The organism is Pseudoalteromonas sp. ATL1 (assembly GCF_058933015.1).
Window position 1 is genome coordinate 3,666,641 of sequence record NZ_JBZYXL010000001.1, and the last position, 18,670, is coordinate 3,685,310.

14 protein-coding genes are annotated in these 18,670 nt (G+C 44.3%); 7 read left to right on the forward strand and 7 right to left on the reverse strand.

Going from position 1 to position 18,670, the window contains the following annotated elements:
* Nucleotides 1-46 precede the first annotated feature (46 nt).
* Nucleotides 47-2,038: a transketolase gene (gene tkt, locus AC5FX4_RS16095; protein ID WP_493607348.1), complete on the reverse strand. Its 1,992-nt coding sequence runs from the start codon at nucleotides 2,036-2,038 to the stop codon at nucleotides 47-49.
* A gap of 456 nt (nucleotides 2,039-2,494) precedes the next feature.
* On the opposite strand from tkt, the gene metK reads away from it, so the two are divergent.
* Nucleotides 2,495-3,646 carry a methionine adenosyltransferase gene (metK, locus tag AC5FX4_RS16100; protein ID WP_493607349.1) on the forward strand — a complete coding sequence of 384 codons (1,152 nt, stop codon included), beginning with the start codon at nucleotides 2,495-2,497 and terminating at the stop codon, nucleotides 3,644-3,646.
* A gap of 54 nt (nucleotides 3,647-3,700) precedes the next feature.
* Here metK and AC5FX4_RS16105 read toward each other — a convergent pair whose 3' ends face one another.
* Nucleotides 3,701-4,663 carry an AraC family transcriptional regulator gene (locus AC5FX4_RS16105; protein WP_493607350.1) on the reverse strand — a complete coding sequence of 321 codons (963 nt, stop codon included), beginning with the start codon at nucleotides 4,661-4,663 and terminating at the stop codon, nucleotides 3,701-3,703.
* A gap of 77 nt (nucleotides 4,664-4,740) precedes the next feature.
* Between AC5FX4_RS16105 and AC5FX4_RS16110 the strand changes: the two genes are divergently transcribed.
* Both AC5FX4_RS16110 and AC5FX4_RS16115 read left to right on the forward strand, forming a co-directional pair.
* Nucleotides 4,741-5,148 (forward strand): hypothetical protein, encoded by a 408-nt coding sequence (locus AC5FX4_RS16110; RefSeq protein WP_493607351.1) that lies wholly within the window; start codon nucleotides 4,741-4,743, stop codon nucleotides 5,146-5,148.
* Nucleotides 5,138-5,962: a sterol desaturase family protein gene (locus tag AC5FX4_RS16115; RefSeq protein WP_493607352.1), complete on the forward strand. Its 825-nt coding sequence runs from the start codon at nucleotides 5,138-5,140 to the stop codon at nucleotides 5,960-5,962. The genes AC5FX4_RS16110 and AC5FX4_RS16115 overlap by 11 nt, the downstream gene beginning before the upstream one ends.
* 65 nt (nucleotides 5,963-6,027) lie before the next feature.
* On the opposite strand, the gene AC5FX4_RS16120 is transcribed toward AC5FX4_RS16115, so the two are convergent.
* A complete protein-coding gene (locus AC5FX4_RS16120) occupies nucleotides 6,028-6,936 on the reverse strand; it encodes a DMT family transporter (RefSeq protein ID WP_493607353.1) in 909 nt (302 codons plus the stop codon).
* A gap of 183 nt (nucleotides 6,937-7,119) precedes the next feature.
* A complete protein-coding gene (locus AC5FX4_RS16125; protein ID WP_493607354.1) occupies nucleotides 7,120-8,640 on the reverse strand; it encodes a CYTH and CHAD domain-containing protein in 1,521 nt (506 codons plus the stop codon).
* Nucleotides 8,641-8,848: 208 nt separating this feature from the next.
* Here AC5FX4_RS16125 and AC5FX4_RS16130 point away from each other — a divergent pair, with 208 nt between their 5' ends.
* Nucleotides 8,849-9,451 carry a TIGR04211 family SH3 domain-containing protein gene (locus AC5FX4_RS16130; RefSeq protein ID WP_493607355.1) on the forward strand — a complete coding sequence of 201 codons (603 nt, stop codon included), beginning with the start codon at nucleotides 8,849-8,851 and terminating at the stop codon, nucleotides 9,449-9,451.
* 37 nt (nucleotides 9,452-9,488) lie between these two features.
* On the opposite strand, the gene AC5FX4_RS16135 is transcribed toward AC5FX4_RS16130, so the two are convergent.
* On the reverse strand, nucleotides 9,489-9,974 hold the full coding sequence (locus AC5FX4_RS16135; RefSeq protein WP_493607356.1) for an Lrp/AsnC ligand binding domain-containing protein: 486 nt from the start codon (nucleotides 9,972-9,974) through the stop codon (nucleotides 9,489-9,491).
* Nucleotides 9,975-10,261: 287 nt separating this feature from the next.
* Between AC5FX4_RS16135 and putA the strand changes: the two genes are divergently transcribed.
* Entirely contained in the window at nucleotides 10,262-14,065 is a 3,804-nt protein-coding gene (putA, locus tag AC5FX4_RS16140; RefSeq protein ID WP_493607357.1) for a bifunctional proline dehydrogenase/L-glutamate gamma-semialdehyde dehydrogenase PutA, read from the forward strand.
* A 149-nt stretch (nucleotides 14,066-14,214) separates the two neighbouring features.
* On the forward strand, nucleotides 14,215-15,459 hold the full coding sequence (locus tag AC5FX4_RS16145; RefSeq protein WP_493607358.1) for a cyclic di-GMP phosphodiesterase: 1,245 nt from the start codon (nucleotides 14,215-14,217) through the stop codon (nucleotides 15,457-15,459).
* A gap of 3 nt (nucleotides 15,460-15,462) precedes the next feature.
* Here the strand turns inward: AC5FX4_RS16145 and AC5FX4_RS16150 are convergent, their stop codons facing one another.
* Nucleotides 15,463-16,497 carry a general secretion pathway protein GspB gene (locus tag AC5FX4_RS16150; protein WP_493607359.1) on the reverse strand — a complete coding sequence of 345 codons (1,035 nt, stop codon included), beginning with the start codon at nucleotides 16,495-16,497 and terminating at the stop codon, nucleotides 15,463-15,465.
* Nucleotides 16,498-16,506: 9 nt separating this feature from the next.
* Nucleotides 16,507-17,421 (reverse strand): ExeA family protein, encoded by a 915-nt coding sequence (locus AC5FX4_RS16155; RefSeq protein ID WP_493607360.1) that lies wholly within the window; start codon nucleotides 17,419-17,421, stop codon nucleotides 16,507-16,509.
* 103 nt (nucleotides 17,422-17,524) lie between these two features.
* On the opposite strand from AC5FX4_RS16155, the gene AC5FX4_RS16160 reads away from it, so the two are divergent.
* Nucleotides 17,525-18,655, forward strand: coding sequence for a tRNA nucleotidyltransferase/poly(A) polymerase-related protein (locus AC5FX4_RS16160; protein WP_493607361.1), 1,131 nt, complete (start codon nucleotides 17,525-17,527; stop codon nucleotides 18,653-18,655).
* Nucleotides 18,656-18,670 lie beyond the last annotated feature (15 nt).

Consider the following 18,670-nt stretch of genomic DNA (forward strand, 5'->3'; position numbering starts at 1 on the left):
AATCATTGTCTATGTCTAACAATCCACTGCATGCAGTGGGGTGTTATTAGAACAAGCTGTTTGCTTTGGCTACTACGTTTTCAACGGTAAAGCCGAAGTGGGCGAATAGCTCGCCTGCTGGTGCTGATTCACCAAAGGTCTCCATGCCTACCACAGCGCCGTTTAAGCCAACGTATTTGTACCAGTAATCTGCAATACCGGCTTCAACCGCAACACGACGTGTTACCGATGCAGGAAGAACGCTTTCTTTGTATTCAGCCGATTGTGCATCAAACACATCTGTAGACGGCATAGAAACAACACGTACTTTTTTGCCTGCATTACGTAGCTCTTGAGCCGCTTCGACTGCTAGTTGAACTTCTGAACCTGTCGCAATGAAGATAAGTTCAGGATTACCGTCACAACTTAGTACGTAACCGCCCTGCTTAATTGCTTGAACTTGCTGCGCATCACGTGATTGCTGCTCTAAGCCCTGACGCGTGAAGATCAATGACGTTGGGCCGTCTTTACGCTCAACCGCTTGTTGCCATGCAACCGCTGACTCTACTTGGTCACACGGACGCCAGTTAACTAAGTTCGGTGTTAAACGCATGCTAGCGATTTGTTCTACCGGTTGGTGTGTTGGACCATCTTCACCTAGACCAATTGAATCGTGCGTGTAAACAAAAATACTTGGTTGCTTCATTAATGCAGCCATACGTACCGCATTACGCGCATATTCCATGAACATTAAGAATGTTGCACCGTAAGGCACAAAACCTTTGTGTAGTGCAATACCGTTCATGATGGCTGACATACCAAACTCACGTACACCGTAGAAGATGTAGTTGCCTGATGCATCGTCTGCCGTTAGGCCTTTTGAGCCTTCCCATATTGTTAAGTTTGAACCCGCTAAGTCAGCAGAGCCGCCCATAAATTCAGGTAAGATTGGGCCATAAGCATTTAGGGCATCTTGTGACGCTTTACGCGTTGCTGGGTTGGCAGGGTTTGCTTGCAGCTTTGCAATATACGCTTCTGTGTGTTCTGCCCAGTTTGCTGGTAAATCACCCGCCATACGACGCTCAAACTCTGCCGCTAGTTCAGGGTACTCTACTTGGTATTGCGCGAATTTAATTTGCCACTCGCTTTGCTGCTGCTGACCACGCGCTGTTGCATCCCACTTAGCGTAAATATCTTCAGGTACTTCAAATGCACCGTGCTGCCAACCTAAGAATTCACGTGCTGCTTGAATTTCTTCATCACCTAATGGCGCACCATGACAGTCGTGGCTACCCGATTTATTTGGTGAGCCGTAACCAATGACGGTTTTGCAACAAATTAATGTAGGTTTGTCAGATTCGGCGCGTGCCGCTTCAATCGCCGCTTTAATTGCGTCGCTATCGTGGCCATCAACACCTGCGATAACATGCCAGCCATATGCTTCGAAACGCTTCGGCGTATCATCGCTGAACCAACCTTCAACTTCGCCGTCGATTGAAATGCCATTGTCATCCCAAAATGCGATCAGTTTACCTAGGCCCAATGTGCCAGCAAGTGAACATGCTTCGTGAGAAATACCTTCCATTAAACAGCCATCACCTAAAAATGCATAGGTATAGTGGTCAACAATATTATGCTCATCACGGTTAAATTGTGCTGCTAATGCTTTTTCGGCAATCGCCATACCAACGGCATTAGTGATACCTTGACCTAGTGGGCCTGTCGTTGTTTCAACACCTGGTGCGTAGCCATATTCTGGGTGACCAGGAGTTTTAGAATGCATTTGACGGAAGTTTTTTAAATCGTCAATCGATAAGTCATAACCACTTAGGTGTAAAAGTGAGTAAATAAGCATTGAGCCGTGACCATTAGATAATACGAATCTGTCACGATCAGCCCATAGAGGGTTACTAGGATTATGCTTTAGATAATCGCGCCAAAGCACTTCTGCAATGTCTGCCATTCCCATTGGGGCGCCTGGGTGGCCTGATTTGGCCTTTTGAACTGCATCCATTGACAGGACACGAATTGCATTTGCTAGCTCTTTGCGAGAGGGCATGGGTTCTCCTACCTTTTATTTGTCTATGCCGGGTTTCTAGAGCTCCATTCTGACTTATTTTTGGTCCACACTGCAATGATAATTCCCAGAAAAAGGTCTAAGCTTAGTGTTTTTATTCCTGCGTCGACAAAATTACTTTATTTAGCCTTAAATTTGGATGCGCGCTTTGAAACAGTATCGTATTGTAGCGCTGAATTTTTCAGCTTTAGACTGTAATATTTATTTCATTATCAAGGCGTTTCCAGTTGTGTTAGCAAGTCACTCAATAGGGAAGTAAGCCCGTGAATGCGCAAAATCATATTGTTGAGCTAACTCGTTTAATCAGCTCAAAAGTTATTTAGACGTCTAGGTGTAAAAAAACTATGCATGCGAGGTAGATTTGGTTAAAATACCCGCCTATTTTTTTTAGCGCTGTCCAGATGTTTGTGAAGCGCGGTATTTGTGAGCATAAATACAATGGCAAAACATTTATTTACTTCTGAGTCTGTTTCTGAAGGTCATCCGGATAAAATTGCCGATCAGATCTCTGATGCAGTTCTTGATGCGATTTTAGAACAAGATCCAAAAGCACGTGTAGCATGTGAAACTTACGTAAAAACCGGTATGGTTATGGTTGGTGGTGAAGTCACTACTAGCGCATGGGTTGATATCGAAGAGCTAACACGTAAAACTGTTCGTGAAATCGGCTACACACATTCAGACATGGGTTTTGATGCAGATTCATGTGCCATTTTAAACACCATTGGTAAGCAATCTCCGGATATCAACCAAGGTGTTGACCGTTCGCGTCCTGAAGATCAAGGCGCTGGTGACCAAGGTCTAATGTTTGGTTACGCTTGTAACGAAACTGACGTACTCATGCCTGCACCAATCACCTATTCACACCGTTTAGTTCAGCGTCAAGCTGAAGTTCGTAAAAGCGGTGAGCTAGCTTGGTTACGTCCAGATGCAAAATCTCAGGTCACGTTTGCTTATGAAAATGGTAAAGCAGTTGGTATCGATGCAGTTGTACTTTCAACCCAACACTGTGACACTATTTCACAAAACGATTTAGTAGAAGCGGTGATGGAAACTATCATCAAGCCAACTCTACCTGCAGAGTTAATCACTGAAGCAACAAAGTTCTTCATCAACCCAACTGGCCGTTTCGTTATCGGTGGCCCAATGGGTGACTGTGGTCTAACTGGTCGTAAAATCATCGTTGATACATACGGTGGTATGGCTCGTCACGGTGGTGGTGCTTTCTCTGGTAAAGATCCTTCAAAAGTTGACCGTTCCGCGGCTTATGCAGCGCGTTATGTTGCTAAAAACATCGTTGCGGCTGGCCTTGCTGATAAGTGTGAGATCCAAGTATCTTATGCGATCGGTGTTGCAGAGCCTACATCAATCAGCGTTGAAACGTTTGGCACAGGCAAGTTAGAAGAGTCACGTTTAATCGAGATCATTCGTGAACACTTCGACCTACGTCCATACGGCATCTTGACGATGCTTGACCTTGAGCGTCCAATCTATCAGCCTACAGCTGCATATGGTCACTTTGGTCGTGATGAATTCCCTTGGGAAAAAACAGACAAAGCAGAAGCACTTAAAGCGTCAGCTGGCCTGTAGTCATCCATATCTGAATAAAAAGGTGCCAATGGCACCTTTTTTAATGACCGTATTTTAGCGCCGATTATCGCAGTGCAATCGCTTCACATAGGCACTTGGCGAAATGCCATACCAGCGTTTTACCGCGCGATTTAACGACGCTTGCTCTGTGTAACCGAGTAAATCACTTAACGCTTGCTTGCTCATCACCGCACAAAACTGCGCAAACCGACGCTTCCTCTCTCTATCGAGCAAGTCTGAAAAACTTAACTCATGTGATTTTAAATGTCTTTGCAGTGTTCTGGTCGACATAGCAAGTGCAGTTGCTAAGGACGTTAATGACATTGTATGCAAATCGCAACTGTGCAGTACGCTTTGCAAGTGTCTCAGCCAATTTCGCTCGCAATCGTAGGCATGTTGTAACTCACTCAGTGCTGCATATACACTCGCCGCAACCAATTCGTTAGATGTCAAAATCGGAAGTGACAACAACGCTTTGTCAAAAGTAATACGATTTTCAGCCGCATTTACAACCACGGTACAGCCAAACCAACTCGCTAAACGCTGTTGTTGTTCATAACTTAACTTACTCTTAAAAAACACTTTATTTGCTTTAACAGACTGGCCTGTTAGACGCCGCACGGTTGCCACCCAAGCCGTCATATTACGTAACACCGCCTGCAAATTTTCTTCAAATGGTTGCCAAGAAATAGACGCGCACTCTCCTTGCTCTGAGAAATGACATTCACCAATATTCGCCACTGTTTTATCGAACGACAGGAGTGCTTGTAATGCCTCATTGAGCGTGTTGGCCGATTCAACAAAATAGCCAAGCAAGCCATAACTCGCATTGTTTATTTGCTTGCCGAGTTCAAAGCCCCATAAAGGGTCTTGATGTACTTTGGCGGCCTGATCGAGCGCATCAAAATAAAGTTGCATATCAATACGATTCTTATGCAAACTCTGTGCAGGTAAGTAAAGCTCTAACGACTGACAATACTGACGACATACATCGAACATAATGGCGTGAAAAGACAAAAAAATGACTCGTATAGTCAAGTATGCCCTGTCGGATACAGATATGCTAGTTTGACGATGAACCAGTTTTTACCAGCATGCCATTACTCGATATTACCCAAACGTTAGGCAAAAACACTCTGTTTTCTCTCGAAAAACTAACCGATTGTGCAGAGCTTAGTAAAATCTTTAACGGCCAATTTATTCCGTTAGCTGACAAATGTGGTTTACAACGACGTGAAGTCACCCTGCGCGGCCATACATTTATTGAAGTGATCACACATCAGTGCTCACAACAGTTACATTATCAAATTGAAGGTCATGGGCCCATAAGGCTACATCGTGGCATTATAAGTCTAACTAAAGCACATAATCAGCATTTACTTCGTTATCAAATTTACGGCCGCAGTAATACTTGGCTACCCACCTTGTTACTCAAGCTCGTGTTGTTAATTGACTTTAAGCTCGCCATCAAACGTTTAAGGAAGTTATACCATGCCAGTTGATTACATATTGCTGGCACTCAGTCCCCTGTTTGCCATTGCCATCATCGCAGAGTACTGCAAATCGAGCCGCAGCTATTCGCTACGAGAGTTTATACTCAACACCTGTTTGGCGCTCTCACACCAAGCTTCAGAAATATGCTCGCTGTTGCTGCTCATACCTTTATTTAGTTATGTATATCAGAATCTTGCTCTATTCAATATCGAACTCAACACACTCAACGTGATCAGCGCATTCATCGTGCAAGATTTCTTATACTACTGGTTTCATCGTGCCAGCCACCGCTTTAATTGGTTATGGACTGCGCATGTCGTACATCACAGCTCTGAGCATATGAATTTTTCAACAGCAATGCGCCAAAGCCTGTTTTACCCTGTCGTTGGCATGTGGGTCTTTTGGTTACCACTCGTTATTTTGGGTTACCCACCTGAATTAGTATTTGCCATTGTTGCGCTGAATCTCGCGTTTCAGTTTTTTGTACACACCGAGCAAAGTCCCGAACTAAAATGGTTAGGACTCATATTTAATACCCCCACTCACCACTGTTTGCATCATGCTAAAAATAGCTATTACATAGATAAAAACTTTGCGGGCGTACTCATCATTTGGGACAAGTTATTTGGCACCTTTGTAGAGCCGATTTGTTCGCAAACACCACGATATGGTGTTGCTGAACGGACCTATCAGCTGAGTCTTAATGATGCCCTGTTAACGCCATGGCGAATTTTATGGCTGAACATACAAGAAAAAAGCAGTTGGAGGGAAAAGCTTAAGGTCTTAGTGGATAAACCAAAACACCTTAAACAAATAGATTAACGAGCTTACATTGTTCAATACCGCTGGCTTGTTAGAATAACAAGCCAGCATTTTATGAGTTCAAGTTACCGGCGGTTGATCAAATATACCGCACCTAGCGCCATCAGTGCACCGCAAGCCACGGGCAATGATAAAGGCTCAGAAAAATACCAAGCCGATAGTCCCATCGCCGAGGCTGGTACCACAAAAATAAATGAACTCGAACGACCTGATCCCAACTGTTGATTTGCCAAAAAGAACACACTGGTAGCAATGCTCACCACAACGACAGACAAAAATAGCATATGCTGCCAATAAAATACTGAATAGTCCGTCACCGTACTCAAAGGTGAATAATCATAGGCAAATCCATAACTCACCACCGATGCACTGGCATACATTAAGGTACTAAAAATCAAAAAATCGGCAAAACGCGTGCCCTGCTGGCTGACCAAAGTCAAAAAGGCCCAGGTCAAAGACGCCATAATAAAGTAGCCATTACCCGTTGCAATCAGTTGTTCAAAGTCAAATTGCCATACTTCAATCATGAACATTCCGCCCACTAAACCAAGCGCTAGCCCTAAGCTTTGAAAGCGATTAATGCTTTGTCGATGAATGACAATTGCGAGCAAGAAAGTAAACACAGGATTAGTTGTAGTGACCAACATCCCACCTTTTCCCGGTAGACCATCGTGTAAACCTAAAAAGAATAATTGGTTATACAAAGCTAGTATAATCCCCGCAGGTAAAGACCAAAGCAGCGCTTTTCGAGATATGTGTAACTTCACCAACTTGAAACGATTGACGAACCATAAAATTGGCAACATGCTCACAGTCGCAATCGCCAAACGATAAAATACGGTGACAGGGGCTGGTGCTAATTCAGCAATGAGTTTTCCTGAGATCCAACTCGCTCCCCACAGCATCATTGCCATCACGAGCATCATGATCAATGGGGAGTCTGACTGACGTGTACTTGAGGCATAGCTCGTCATGATTTCCTCGCAAAAGTTTGAGTAAGTGTTAGAGATGAATGTAGCGTGTACTTGAATTCAATATATTTAACCGAACAGCCCAAGCTGAGTTTTCGCCAATACTCAAAAGCCAGATAACCTAATATTGGCTACCTAGCTTTTCAAAGTATGCACTAACAAAGATGCAGACTATGTATTCGCATCCTATCGCCAGTAAGGAAAACCATTAAAAGATGCTGCGCGGCTTTGTTCCATTGCCGACACTAAAAAGTCCGCTTTCTTTTCAAGCCACTGCTGAATGCCTTCTAACTCTTCAGACTCCTGACCTTGGCATAACTGCATTAAATACGACAGCGTATCTAACTCGTAAATACCATAAACGATGTCTATCCAAGGTGTTCTGAAAGCTTGTCGTGCGTCTTTATCGTATAACTCACCGAGGCAATTTCCGTTCAGTAAGGTATTTTCAAGTCGACTACGTAGGTGTAAGTAGTCATCTTTACATAACACCTTTCCTTCTGGCAGTAAGTCATGCAACTCTTGCCAATCATGATCAAAGATTGTTCTAGCAATATCACTCACCGGCATTTGCGCCGCATTGAGTGCGCTATGATCCCAGTTCTGACGCCAGCCTTTGTCCACCAGCCAACGTGTCAAAGCTAAAATTAAACGATTATAACGAGCACAGTGGAACAAATCTTCAATATCAGTCGGTGTTGGCTGCACGTCTTTCAGATCATCAATTACCTGCGCTAATTCCGGCGCATTATTGATTTTCTTATAATAAGCATGACGCTTCGAAGTGTAAGTTTTTAAGTGAATGGCGTTTTCTACCCACGCCAACTCACTGAGCAACCATTTTAGTTCACTACGTAGGTGCTCGGTAGATGATTTATCTACAATGTCGGAAAACATGCGAAAACTATGGCGTATTAAAGTCACACCATCAATCACACGTTTAAGTATTTTAAGACTTGGTCTATCGAAATAGCACTGCTCATGCTTTTGCACAAATTGGATGCCGTAGTTCATCGTCGCAATAAAAGCCTGCTCTTGCGTCGCGCCTTTGGGCAAAGGCACAAAACCGATGAATTTATTTGGCTTCAAAGGTTTATCATCAGCTAAGCGGTACCCTCGCGCGGCTTTAGAATAAAGCCCCAATCGCATACCCGATAGGTTGATAAGGTGGTCAGCTAACAAAAACAAGTCACTACGATGGCCTTCAACAAGCTCAATTTCAAGCTCTGAGATTGCTTCAACTTGCCCCTGAGCGGCAATTTCACCTTTATCTAACACAACTTCTATTTTACTGCCCTGCTCCGTTTCGATTAACCAAGTGCGGCGAATAAAATTAGTACTGAAGATCGGGAATAGATTTTCACAAATCGCATCAATTTGCATGCCATGCGGCCAAATACCTGCATCAAAAGCCTTTAAGTTTGGCCTACCGGAATCTAAGGGCAGATTATACTCTGGACGCTGATGTAAACCGCCCACCACTTCACCAGCAAGTTTGATGGTTTGCTCACAATCATCGTCACAACAGCGTGTGCGCAAACCAATATCCAGCGCTCTGAGTTCTCGGCTTGGGGTATCAAAATAGGCGTTTTTTAGATTCTTAGAAGGTTGATTAACAACCGTTTTTGCAAATTGCGTGATAAGTCCTGGGATAAGAGGAACTTCATTGTCTGAAAGTAAAAACTTCAGTTCTATTTCAGTGTCCATTTGGGCAAGTGATTACCTATGTAATTATCGAACGCTCAAAATATACAATGATAGGCTGGTTTGCAAACTTTTTGCTGCAAGTTTAGCGAAGTTTCCCCTGCCACTTGCTATTAAGACGTTTAATCCATACTATTTCTATAGACTATCAAAAACTTAAAAAAACGTGGACAAACATATGCTAAACAGAATTATATTGCCGTCCCTGTTAATGCTAAGTTCATTATATGCAACTGCGCAAGAAACAGAACAACAGGGTAGCACTGAAACAGCGACCACATCATCCACAGTAGCGCAGGTTATCAACACGGGGTTCATAGATGACAATTTGTTCATCTATATTCACTCAGGTCCCGGAAAAAACTATCGTATTCTCGGTTCGGTCGATGCAGGCACACCAATTTCCATTATTTCCGAGCCTGATAACGGTTATATCCAGATTGTTGATGACAAGGGAAGAGAAGCCTGGGTGGAAGAAAAGTTTGTCTCCATCGAACCTGGACTGCGTCAACAGTTGGACAGTGCTCAACAAGCGCTAGAAGACAGTGATGCAATTATCCAAGCGCTGCGCGACGAACAACCCATTTTACAGCAAGCAAATAATGGCTTAAGAGCTGAAAATCAACGTCTTCAACAAAGTATTACTGAGCTACAAACCGCACTCAATGAGCAAACACAAGCAAGCGAAGCGAAAAAACAAAAAGAACAACATTTACTACTCACATACGGCGGTGGTGTCGCGCTTGCGGGATTATTATTCGGCGTCGCGCTGACTTCTTTACTGTCACGTAAGAAGCGCTACGACGAATGGTAACAAATAAGAAAGGTCGCTAATTTAGCGGCCTTTTTCGTTAGAGGTTTAATACCTCTACACCCATATCAGATTTGACATGCTCAATCACCATATAGGTATGATTAGTACCCACTCCGGGGATCTCCACAATCTGCCCTAACACTTCTCGATACTGTCGCATATCTTGCACACGAATTTTCAATAAATAGTCAAAGCCCCCAGCCACCATATCGCAAGAAACAACATTAGGTATTTTATGAACGTGCTGGGCAAAGGTTTCAAAAACAGACTCCGTTGAACTTTTGAGTGTGATCTCCACGTGCGCAACCAAATGCTGACCCAACTTGGTTGGATTAAGACGTGCGGTATAGCCTTCAATGTAGCCTTCTGACTCAAGCTTCTTCACCCGATCTAAGCAAGGGCTGGGACTCAAATTAACGGCTTTGGCCAAATTTACGTTCGAGATACGGCCATTTTTTTGTAATACATCTAAAATAGCTAAATCAATGCGATCAAGTACGCGGGTTTTGATGGAAGTAGTCATTCAGCATTTTATTCTGTGAGAGTTAACAATCACCCGCTAATTTACCGTAAACGGAAAAAATAAGACAGCATATACTGCTGTCTTTTGGATAAAATGGCCGCGAAAATTGATATAAAACCGAATGTTGTGCGGTTAAATTTCAAACAGGCAATCAGTATGATATGGTGCCTCCACCACACAGCATTAATTTGTCGTAATTAAAACGGCTCAGGCCTCCTACATTGTCACCAAGGGTGTAGGCGCTAATTACATGTATTTTTGACTCTACTCTAAATTGAGGGTTGCTTATGCTTTATAACGGCGATTTGACAACGAACTGTCCTATCCGACAAAAAATCCGTGACTTCTATCGAATTGATGAAAATGAAGTTATCGATCATATTTTGCCGCTTGCTGAGGTAGGTGTTACAGCGCGAAGCCGAGCATGGGAACGTGCACGTCAATTGGTTTTAAATATTCGTAAAGACCAAGACGGCCAAAATGGCGTTGATGCCTTATTAAATGAGTTCTCGCTTTCTACAGAAGAAGGCGTTGTGTTGATGTGTTTGGCAGAAGCCCTACTTCGTGTACCAGATAAACAAACGCAAGATAACTTAATTCGCGACAAACTGGCTAAGGGGGATTGGAGTTCTCACCTTGGTAGCAGTGATTCTTTATTTGTGAATGCATCAAGCTGGGGCTTGCTCGTTACCGGTAAAATGGTGAACTACACAGATAAAAATAAAGAACAACAATTTGGTGTTTTGAAAAAAACCATTGGCCGTTTAGGTGAGCCAGTGATCCGTAAATCTGTGAACTTCGCGATGAAGATCATGGGTAAGCAGTTCGTGATGGGTCAAAACATTGATGAAGCCATTGAGCGTGCTGCGGATAAAGAGCAAAAAGGCTATGTATATTCATACGATATGCTAGGTGAAGGTGCACGCACCATGGCCGATGCAGATCGTTACTTCAACAGCTACATGACCGCTATCCATGCCATTGGTAAAGCAGCAAATGGTCGTGGCCCTATCAAGAGCCCGGGCATTTCAGTCAAGCTTTCCGCTATTCACCCTCGCTATGAGTTTAGCCATCGCGACCGTGTGATGAGTGAAATCGTACCAAAGCTAAAAGAGCTAGCCTTAGCTGCGAAAAAATATGACATTGGCTTTACTGTTGACGCTGAAGAAGCTGACCGCCTAGATATCTCTCTCGACATTATTGAAGCGGTATTCTCTGACGAAGAACTAGGTGATTGGCAAGGTTTTGGTCTTGCGGTTCAAGCGTACCAAAAACGCGCTATTTTTGTGGTTGAATGGTTGGCTAACTTAGCTCGCCGTGTTGGCCGCAGAATGATGGTTCGTTTAGTAAAAGGCGCTTACTGGGATACCGAGATTAAAACCACACAACAAGATGGTTTAAATCACTTCCCTGTATTTACGCGTAAGGCAACTACCGACGTCTCATACAAAGCGTGTGCCATTAAACTATTGGAAGCTCGTGATGTGATCTTCCCTCAGTTTGCAACACACAATGCATATACCGCAGCAACTATCCTAGAAGTGGCTAAGGGTGATAACCACGGCTTTGAATTCCAGCGTCTACACGGTATGGGTGAATCTCTCTTCGACCAAATCGTAGAAAACGACAAGATCCAGTGCCGTGTTTATGCGCCTGTAGGTCAACATGAAGACTTACTCGCTTATTTAGTACGTCGCTTACTCGAAAATGGCGCAAACTCGTCATTCGTGAACGCCATTGTTGATACGTCTAAACCGGTAGAATCACTCTTACCTGATCCTGTTGAAACGCTGCAAGGTTTACGCAACAAGTTTAATAAGCAGATTAAGTTACCTATCGAGTTGTACGGTGACGAGCGTCCTAACTCAAAGGGTATGGATTTAACCGACATTAACGGATTAACTCCATTCAAAGCTAACTTAGACAACTGGTTTAACGAGCACCGCATTGACGAAAGCCTAGTGCAGGAAGGTCATTTAGCAGTACGCAACCCAGCAAATCACAAAGAAGTGGTAGGTCAGGTACGTATTCACCAAAGCGATGAGATGCAAACGATGCTTGAAAATGCAGATAAAGCATTTACGAGCTGGTCACAAACACCTGTTAAAGAGCGTGCTGACTTGCTGCGTCGCGTTGCTGATATTCTGGAGCGTCACCACGACGAGCTAGTTGCTATCTGTATCAAAGAAGCGGGTAAAGTTACGCAAGACAGCATTGACGAAGTGCGTGAAGCCGTTGACTTCTGCCGTTACTATGCAGCGCGTGCAGAAGAACTCGCACAAGATGAACGCTTTGAAGCACGTGGTGTGATCTTATGTATCAGCCCATGGAACTTCCCTCTGGCGATTTTCCTTGGCCAAGTTGCCGCTGCGATTGTGACGGGTAACAGCGTTATCGCAAAACCAGCTGAACAAACAAGCTATATTGCACTGCGTTGTATTGAACTCATGCACACTGTGGGTCTGCCTGAGCACGTTGTACAGCCTGTTATCGCGCGCGGTAGCGAAGTCGGTAAGCACATTGTGCCTGATGAGCGAATTCAAGCTGTTATGTTCACGGGTTCAACAGAAACCGGTACTTTGATCTCGCAGATTCTTGCCGAGCGTAACGACCTCCAAGTTCCGCTAATTGCCGAAACAGGTGGCCAAAACTGTATGATCGTTGATTCTACTGCACTTCCAGAGCAGGTGGTTGATGACGTTATTTCATCTGGCTTCCAAAGTGCAGGTCAACGTTGTTCGGCTCTACGCGTATTGTTCTTACAAGACGACGTTGCTGATGGCATCATCAGAATGCTAAAAGGTGCGCTACAAGAACTGCACGTAGGCGACCCTTCGTTACTGTCTACTGATGTAGGCCCTGTGATTGATGAAAAGGCACTGAACACGCTAAATGCACACGTTGAGTACCTAAAGAGCAATGGTAAATTGCTGTTTGAAGCTCAGATCCCAGATAACAATGAAAATGGCGCATACTTCTTCGCACCTCGTCTATACGAGATCGCAGACTTATCTGTGCTAAAACGTGAAGTATTTGGCCCTATCGTGCACATCGTACGTTACAAAGCACAAGATCTTGATAAAGTCATCGACCAAGTCAATGCAACGGGTTACGGCCTAACAATGGGTGTTCACTCACGTATTGAAGAACGTTGTCAGTACCTAGCGAAAATGTCTCGTGCGGGTAACGTGTACGTCAACCGCAACATGATCGGTGCAATCGTCGGTGTGCAACCTTTCGGTGGTCGTGGTTTATCTGGTACAGGTCCTAAAGCGGGAGGTCCAAACTACCTATACCGCTTAGTCAAAGAAAAAGCATCACCTGAAAACGTGCAAATGACAAATTTAACCGCAGATGAGTTAGAAACGCACGACTTCCCAGGTGCCGCCGAGCAAGTCGATCAACTGATGCGCAACTCAATGCGTGACGAGAAGATCTGGCGTAGCACACCATTGAATGACCGTGTTTCCGCCGTGCGCCAGTTACTCGCTAAAATCGCGACCGTAGAGATCATTGATGACTTAGCCGATGACTTAGCTAAAACGTTAGCGGATGCGCGTGCACAATTGAACCGCCTTGAAAAACGTATGCGTTCATACACCACATTGCCTGGTCCAACGGGTGAGTCAAACACCCTTCACCTTGAACCACGTGGTTGTGTTGTGTGTTATGCGGATAAGAGTACGTCTTTCAACTTCTGGGCAATTTCAATTATCACCGCACTGGCAGCTGGTAATACGGTGATCACGGTAGCATCTGAGTTGTTCTATGAAGAAGCGCAAGCATTTAGAGATAAATTTATCTCTACAGGTATTGCCGAAGGTGTATTCCAAGTTGCTAAACCAAATCAGCTACAGGCAATTTTGGCACACCCTCACCTAGCGGGTGCGGTTGTCGCTGCGCGTTCGTCTCGATTAGGCTACTTCTCACAGCAACTTGCTGCACGTACTGGCGCAATTTTGCCAGTGATCAGCGCAGAGTACTACGACACGTTAATCAACCGTCTCGTCACGGAGAAAACTATCAGCATCGACACAACGGCATCGGGTGGTAACACATCACTGATGACCCTAGTGGAAGATGAAGAGTAATAACTCTAAATAAACCTCTGAAAAGCCAGCAAATGCTGGCTTTTTTTATCATTCTTCATCATTAAGTCTTATAAATTCTTTTTACATGCCTTCCTTTTAAGTAAACCTTTGCTAACCTTTAAATTAATCTCCTCAAAAAAGATAGAAAAGTGAAAACTATAGATATCAATGAGTTAAAACCGGGAATGTTTGTCGTTGGCGTCACTAAACAAACAGGCCATGTCAAAGTTAAAAACCAAGGCTGGGTTAAAACCCAAGCAGGTATTGAAAACTTGCTCAATGCAGGTGTTATGGCGGTGGAAATCGACCCTGATAAGACCCTACAGCCAAAAACAGACACGCCAGAAAAAGCTGAAGAACAACCTCAAGAGTCCCCCCATGAGGCGTTATCATCACAAACAAAGATAAAGGCCGAAGCGGCTAAAAAGCGCGATCCATTTCACAAATCAACCACTATTGAAAACGAACTGGATAAAGCAAATGTGCTCTATAAAGAAGCGAAAGCACTACAGCAAAAAACATTTGATGATTTAAAAAATGGCAAACAACTCGACCTCACACCTTTTCAAGACACTGCCAGCGACTTAATCGACTCGATATTTAGAAATCAGGACGCACTGGCATGTATCGCTCAGATCAAAGATAAAGACGCATACTTACTCGAACATTCCGTCAATGTTGCGATCCTCATTGGCATTTTCTCTAAACACTTATCGTTAGACAGGACGCTTATCGAACAGGTCACCACAGGCGCATTACTGCATGATATTGGTAAGATCCAAGTGCCGAATGAGATCCTCAACAAGCCGGGAGCGCTCACCAATGAAGAATACGAGCAAATGAAGCAACACGCCCGGTATAGTTATGACATTGTTGCGAATGCGAGACTCGGTGATATTGCCACTGAAATAGCAGGCTTTCACCACGAACGTTTGGACGGTAGCGGTTATCCTTATGGCAAGCAAGGCGATGAAATATCGAAGTATGCGCGCATGATCGCTATCGTGGATAGCTATGACGCTATCACGGCTGATAGAGTTTATAAACACGGCCGCACCCCAGTTGTGGCATTCAAAGTACTACGGGAACAGGTTCCGAGTCATTATGATGAGTCGTTACTAAATGCCTTTATCCACTGCATGGGGGTATACCCCGTCGGCACACTGGTGAAATTAAAAAGCCAGCGAGTAGGCGTTATTAGTCAAAGTAACCCCGACACGCCATTGCGACCTGTGGTTAAAATCTTTTACCACGCTAAGCACATGCACTATACAGAAGTGAAAGATGTGGATCTGTCTTGTAAACGTGAAAATGATGAAATAGAGGCAGCCATTAAGCCTGAAGAATTCAGCCTTAATCTACTGAAATTCTTCAAGCACTCCATGCTGCCATGATTTTTATGGCAGCCAATCCTGCATCGCTTTCATACTGAACTCATAACCGTCAAAATCAAACAGCGTTTGCTCAGGCGTGATCTCAACAACACGCAACGCCCCTATGCTATCACCTTCGTACAACTCTCTGTTATTCAGTTTTATCCACCGCTTGCTTACCTCCGTTGAGTAAATATGCGCTTGGTAGCGAAGAGATGGCAGGCTACTTTGCAAACCTGAAGGCAATAACTCAATAGGTACTGCTCGCGCAGAATCTTTGCTGCTCATCGTCACTTCGTTTGAAGTCGAGTGCTCTGTTTCTGCAACCGCTCTGGCAAATGCCTTTTTAAGCTCACTCGAAACCCCCGCTAGCTCTGGGTCTGGTTTTTTCTCTTGTAAGGCTTGTTGTAATGGTTCAGTTAACGGTTTTCCTACCACTCGGTACTGACTCAAGTCTTCTGTCGGTTGCTGAACACTCACGTTATTCTGTCCAAAAGACTGAAACTGAGCAGAAGGCGTCATCACTGGTACTACATTGCCGGATAGCTGCTGCGGGGTCGTTACAGGCACTAATTGCTGACGATATACGGGCTGACCTAAGTTATCAACGCCCACTTGCACCGTCATCCATTGATATTGCACTGCTGCGCTGGTCATGGCGTTGTTGGTCATAATAGGCGCCATATTCGCATTGGCTGGCAATATCACACTTTGTGGTGCTGTCACTTGCTGTGTTGGCGTAGTCACATTAGCTGCGACTACAGATGTTGCCGCCTTACCTTGCGTTGCTTGCTGCTGTTCATCGGCCACATTTTTAGGGGGCGTAGATTGTGTCTGAATATCTACTTGCGCATGTTGCGATTTGATGAAACCCGATTGCACGTAATTGCCAGTAACAAAACCCGCGAAAGAAAAGCCTCCCACAACAATAACGCTTGTTAAACCGATAACCAAAGAACGATACAACTTAAGCTGCTTTTGATGCTGGTATGCTAAGTGGTCGTTCTCACCCTGCCCGCTTTGTTGAGATTGTTTTAATGCATTAACTAAATACGACATAACTCACCACTAAAATACAAAAGAGAAAGCAAAACCAAACACAAAGCTTGCGGCAGCAGCCGATGAAATCCACCACATGGGTGACTTTTCCTGCTGCTGTTGCACTGGCACTAAATCAAGTGGCAGAGCTTCTTTCGCCGCTTGCACCGCAATAGACTTGCTGACCACATGTTGTTGCGCTGAGTAAGCACCAAGCAAACACCTATCCGCCAATAGATTTAACAAACGAGGGATCCCAGCTGTGACTTTATGCATGTAGGCAATCGCATCGTGATCAAAAAGCATATTATCACAACCCGCTTTTTGTAAGCGGTGCTGAATATAGGCATACACTTGCGACTGCGTCAGCGGTAGCAAGTGATAACGCGCCGTAATTCGCTGCGCGAGCTGACGTAGCTCGTTGCGTTGCAATAAATGCTGTAGTTCTGGCTGCCCGACCAGTACGATCTGCAATAGCTTTTTATGATCGGTCTCTAAATTGGTTAGCAGCCTGAGTTGCTCGAGTACTTCCGCGGCTAAATGCTGCGCCTCGTCAATTATCAGCATGGTATGACCACCCGATGCGTGATTTTCTAGTAAACGCGCTTTGATGAGGTCTGTGAGCACTTTAAGGCTCGCACAGTCAGCCGGATAATCTATTTTTAGCTCATCACAGATGCTAGCAAGTAATTCCAATTCAGAAAGCGCTGGATTGAGTATAAACGCCACTTGGGTACTTTGAGGTAGCTGCGCTAGCATGCTGCGTGTTACTGTGGTTTTACCTGTACCGACTTCCCCTGTTAACAGCACAAAGCCGCCCGCATCGCCTAATCCATATGTTAAATGCGCAAGCGCCTCTTTGTGTCTGTCACTTAAAAACAAATACTCAGGGTTAGGTGCGATAGAAAACGGTTTTTCGCTTAGTCCAAAATAGCGTAAATACACGATACATCTCTTTCTTGTTATGATGGTGCCTATAATGGCAAAAAAACAGGCTAAGTTAAAACCCTGTTTCTAAAATTGCGCAAATTGTTTTCTTGAGGCTTGTATGAAAGTGTATTTGGTGGGTGGCGCGGTACGTGATGAACTACTTGGTCGCCCTGTCATTGACAAAGACTATGTTGTGGTGGGCGCCACACCAGCGCAAATGATTAAACTTGGCTATACCCAAGTAGGTAAAGACTTTCCGGTGTTTTTACACCCCACAAGTAAAGATGAATATGCGCTTGCGCGCACTGAACGTAAACATGGGCAAGGCTATGGCGGGTTTATTTGCGATTTTTCTCCGTCAATTACACTCGAAGAAGATTTGTATCGCCGCGACTTGACTGTCAATGCGATTGCTAAAGATGACAATGGCAAACTGGTCGACCCCTTTAATGGCCAAGATGATCTCAATAATAAAGTGCTACGCCACGTAGGCACTGCATTCAGTGAAGACCCTTTGCGTGTGCTTCGTGTTGCGCGTTTTGCCGCACGCTATCACTATTTGGGCTTCACTATTGCACCAGAAACATTAGAACTGATGACAACCATGGTGGCCAAGGGCGAACTTGGTACATTAACCAAGGAACGAGTATGGTTAGAAATTGAAAAATGCTTAAAAGATGGCTGCATCGCGATTTTTAGTGATGTATTACAGCAAATCAACGCATTAGAGCGAGTTCTTCCAATGCTTACAGGTTGGAATAAAAATCGCAGCGATTGGCTTACACAAAAAGTAAATACGCTGTCAATCGACCACGAGCACTTTCAACTTATCCAGTTTTGCTTATGGCTCGCCCACTCGAGTGTTGATGCACTAGACGATATCGAACAAACCCACAAAGTGCCTATCAAATATGCACAAAGTGCCCGTGATTTTTGCCAATTTAAGTGTTTAATAAACCAAGAAGAATTGCAAGCGCAAGACCTTTTGGCATGTTTCAATGCTCTGGATATTTGGCGTCGTCCTGAGCGCTTTTCACTCTTTTGTGATGTCGCAAAAACATTTAACCCTGTGCATCAAAATCATGTAACAAACCTCATGGAGGCTGCGCAAAGCGCATTATCCGTCGATGTCCAAGCGATTATCAAACAAGGCTATAAAGGGGCTGAAATCAAACTGCAACTAGCAGAAACAAGGCTGTCTACAATACGTGCTCGGCTAGATGATAATACGACCGACGATAAAGAATGATTGTGTAAGCAACAC